At 63.8% G+C, this 3,607-nt stretch carries 3 protein-coding genes and 1 pseudogene; 1 reads left to right on the top strand and 3 read right to left on the bottom strand.

The features are described from left to right. Positions 1-329: 329 nt before the first annotated feature. The 3 genes from AN218_RS35970 to AN218_RS04675 all read right to left on the bottom strand — a co-directional run bounded on the left by AN218_RS35970 (position 330) and on the right by AN218_RS04675 (position 2,144). Positions 330-596 carry a hypothetical protein gene (locus AN218_RS35970; protein WP_141747465.1) on the bottom strand — a complete coding sequence of 89 codons (267 nt, stop codon included), beginning with the start codon at positions 594-596 and terminating at the stop codon, positions 330-332. A 24-nt stretch (positions 597-620) separates the two neighbouring features. Further along, positions 621-1,193: an antirestriction protein ArdA gene (locus AN218_RS04680; RefSeq protein WP_070015340.1), complete on the bottom strand. Its 573-nt coding sequence runs from the start codon at positions 1,191-1,193 to the stop codon at positions 621-623. Between the two features lie 108 nt (positions 1,194-1,301). Next, positions 1,302-2,144, bottom strand: coding sequence for a hypothetical protein (locus AN218_RS04675; protein ID WP_070015339.1), 843 nt, complete (start codon positions 2,142-2,144; stop codon positions 1,302-1,304). 707 nt (positions 2,145-2,851) lie between these two features. On the opposite strand from AN218_RS04675, the pseudogene AN218_RS04670 reads away from it, so the two are divergent. Further along, a pseudogene (locus tag AN218_RS04670) lies at positions 2,852-3,607 on the top strand (hypothetical protein); the annotation flags it as partial.

Raw genomic sequence — 3,607 nt, 5'->3', positions numbered from 1 at the left:
TGGCCTTCGGCCAGGAGGGCTCGGGCCTTCGGCCCTTCGCGCTAGCGAACTGAAAGCTCCCGGACTTCGTCCGGGAGCGGGTGGGCGGGTTTCCCGCCTGGTCATGGGTACTCCGGCGCTTCGCGCCGGAGACGTTGCTTGTGACGTACCCCCTTCGCTTCGCTTCGGGGACACGTTCTATTTGCTCTCGCTATCCTTTCGGAATGCGTCCCCTTCGCTGCTCCATTACTGTGGGTATTTCCCAAAAAAGCAGCGAAGGAAATGGGAGGGAAACCCTAACCCATTTCCTTCGCTTGATTACCCATTCCCATTCTTGGTGGACCGGTTGATCAGCTTCTCAGTGCCTCGGCCGCGGCTTCGCAGTTCTTGCACAACTTGCGCCGGATAGCGGATGCGGTCACGTGCACCCGGGCCTGCCTTAGGGCATCCTCGATGTTATCGTGACTTCCGACCGTTTCCATCCGGTATCCGCTCCGGCTGAGAGCGGGGCAGGCGGTGAGTGCATAGTCGAACTCTGTTCCAACGGTGCGCTCTGCAATTCCGGCAATGTGAACACTGGACCGGTTTGCCTTTACAGTGTACTGGTTTTCGCTCACGATGTGTCCTCGGTTTCTGTTTTCTCAGTACGTGCGAAGGAGGTGCCAAACTCCCGCACCTTCATAGAGGGCATGAATTTCTCCGCCCTGGATGGCGTCGTTCGCCATGCTTTCCGCAATTGCTCCGATGTGCTGTCGGTAGATTTCCGGAAGGTCTCCACGCGACTCGATGTCGTCCGCCATGTATTCCGCTACAGCGTGGATTTCGTCAAGGTGATCAGAGAATTCGCCAATGTAGATGTCTTCTATAATGCTGGCGATTTCTTCCATTTCCAGGTTTTCATTTTCCCTGAGCATGTGGGATACCACAGCAGCCGGGTACTCTTTCAGGATTTCCGCAACGGCACACACCCGGTCGATGGACTCGTATTCGCTGAGTTCAACCCCCGGGAAATTGTCGAAATCGTGAATGGCGAACTCTTCCGCCTTCTCACCGAACTTTCGTGCAGTCGGAGACAGTGCAAGCATCTCTGCGATTTCCTGGTTAATGTCGTCCGGTGTCTGGTCTACGTCAATCCATCGGCCGTGAAGCAATGAATTGTTGTAGTCGGTCAGGCTGGCGACGTAGATACGCGGGGTTGCGAGAGTGTCAAACATTGTTCGGTGCCCTTTCCGGTGGTACGGAAGAAGTGAAGAAAGAATGAGCGGCGCATTTCTCAGCCGGGGCCGGTGCACCTTCCCGGGTGCACCGGCGTGTTTGCGTTTTCAGGCAGCTACCGCGTACGGGTAAATTGCCGGGTAGCAGTTTTCGCAACCGCGCTGAATCTCGCGTACGTCGGACTCTGTGGGGTAGCTGCTGCTCAGGAGTCGCAGAGGGAGCCGCGTTGTGTCGACGTGGGTGCTCAGGTGTCGCATGGTGTCGACGTAGGTGCTTACGCATTCGCAGTCGGGTTCTGAGTACGCGTCGGCGCAGTCGTAGCAGAGTGCGCCGGTCGTCTCCGTCTTCAGCCACTCTTCGCAGTCCGCGCACTGCGTGTATCCGAGCTTGTCCATGGCGTCTGTGAGGTCGCCAGTGCCGCAGTCTGCGCAGTAGGGGGTTTCGGGAAGCTCTGAAAGGACGTCCTCAGCGTTGACGCCGTCGGGAAGGCGGATTTCCTGCTCTACCAGGTGGCAGGCCGCTTCGTGTTCGAGTTCGGATACCCGCTCTTCATCGAGAATCGGGTACGCGGCCAGTGCGTCGCCGTACTCTTCTGCCAGCTTCCGCCCCTTGGCCGAGGAAGCGTCAAAGGCAATGTATCCGCGCCATTCCCAGCACTCGACCCCGATACGCTCGAATCCGGCGGTCACTGTCTCAGCGTTCGCCTGATACCGGATACGCTCGCACTCGTGGCCGTAGAAGAACCCGCCCGGAGCTGCCGGAAGCGGTTGATCCATTGCGTCGCCGGAGATCAGCCCGAATCCGCGTGCCACGGTCAGCTCTTCTGCGTCGTCCCGCATTTCGTCCATCCCGTGTGTTCCGTACAGACCGCCGCCGTACCCGTGTGTGTCGGCGAAGCTGCGGGCGAGGTCGTTGAACTTGAAATCCAGGATGGTTTCGATGCTGAGCATGTGGTCCGTCTCCCTTGGGTGGCGCGGTATCGGTGGCCGAGAGGGCGGGTGTGCCGCCCTCCCTCTCGACACTGACAACAGTACAGGTGTCGTACTCACTTTGGCAAGCCCTCCCCTTCCCTGTCTGTTCGGGGGTTTGCTGGCCAGTAGTGGGGTAGAATCGTGCTCGCTCCGCTATGACTTCCCCGCTGGTCATACCGGCTTCCGGTCGGCATCCGGCGGGGTTGTCAGACCCTCCCCTTAACGTGGTGAGTGTCTGGCGGAGCGGCGATTTTCTGCCCTGCTGACAATCGCAACTCTACAGGTGTCGCACTCAATCCGGCAAGTGCTCATTTGAACTTCCCGGGGAGCGCGGAAATCTGCCGGGAAGTTCCTGAACTGGCACTATGTCCGATTTGCAATTTCGGGTGGTTCCCTCCCCCGCGCGGGCTGTGCGGGCGCTGGCGTGTGCGTACGGGCGCGCGAGCAAGCGCCGGGCACGCAGAGGCTGGTGACGGCGGTTCAGCTCTTCCTCCCCGCTGGAGACGTACCGCCGGCCCGCGCGGCGGCCGAAGACCGGTGCAGATCAGATTTCAGTGCCGTATGGACACGTTCTTTAGGGACGCGCGCACTCCCCGTCCCTCCCGGGACCTCCGGTAGCGCCCTCCCCCTCTCCACAGGCGGCCGGCGTCACGGTGCGAGTGGATATCCGTCAGGAGGGAGCCGGTGTGAGCACACGGCCGGGGATGACCGCGCATGAGGTGGAGACCGCTTTCGGAGCGACGCCCGCGGTGCTCGAGAAGTGGTGCCGGGCGCACGGGCTCGGGCCGCTTCCGCCGCCGGCTGAGGGCGAGGACGGGGAGCAGCGGTGGGAGCGGCGGCGGCTGGTGCGGTTTCTGGGCCGGTGGCTCTCGGCGCGTGAGGTGGCGGAGTTGTTCGGCTGGCGGCCGGAGGTGCCGCGGCAGGCGTGGTTCGTGGCCGCGGACCGTAAGGAGCGCGGGCCCGCGGGGGTGGTGGGGCGGCCGGCGGAGTACTGGTGGCGGCTGAGCACGGTCATCCGGTGGGATCTGGGCCGGCCCGGGAGGCCGGGTCGGCACGCGGGAAGCGCCGTGTACCGCCAGCAGCTGCCCGAGGTGGCCGGCGGGGAGGCGGAGGATCTGCTGGACTCTGCCCAGGCGGCCGCGCTGCTGGGCTTCAGCAGCGTCGCCAGCTTCGGCGCGTCCCTGCGCAGCGGGAACCTTCCCGCGCTGCGGGAGCCGGACGAGGAGGCATGGGTGCCCGAGGGCCGGCGGCGGGCGCGGCGGGCGTGGAAGCGGTGGCGGGTGGAGGAGGCCGCCCGCGGGCGCGGGAGCCCGGCCGGGCCCGGGGAGTTGGCCGAGCTGCTGGATGAGGCTCAGGTCGCGCGGGAGCTGGGCTTCGCGAGCGCCGCCAGCTTCCGGGCGGCACGGCGCGCGGGACGAGTGCAGGGGCTGGAGGAGGACCGT

It is taken from the genome of Streptomyces nanshensis, assembly GCF_001751255.1.
In the GTDB taxonomy this organism is placed as follows: domain Bacteria; phylum Actinomycetota; class Actinomycetes; order Streptomycetales; family Streptomycetaceae; genus Streptomyces; species Streptomyces nanshensis_A.
The sequence above is the reverse complement of the archived record's forward strand: the minus strand, read 5'-3'. Positions and strand labels throughout refer to the sequence as shown.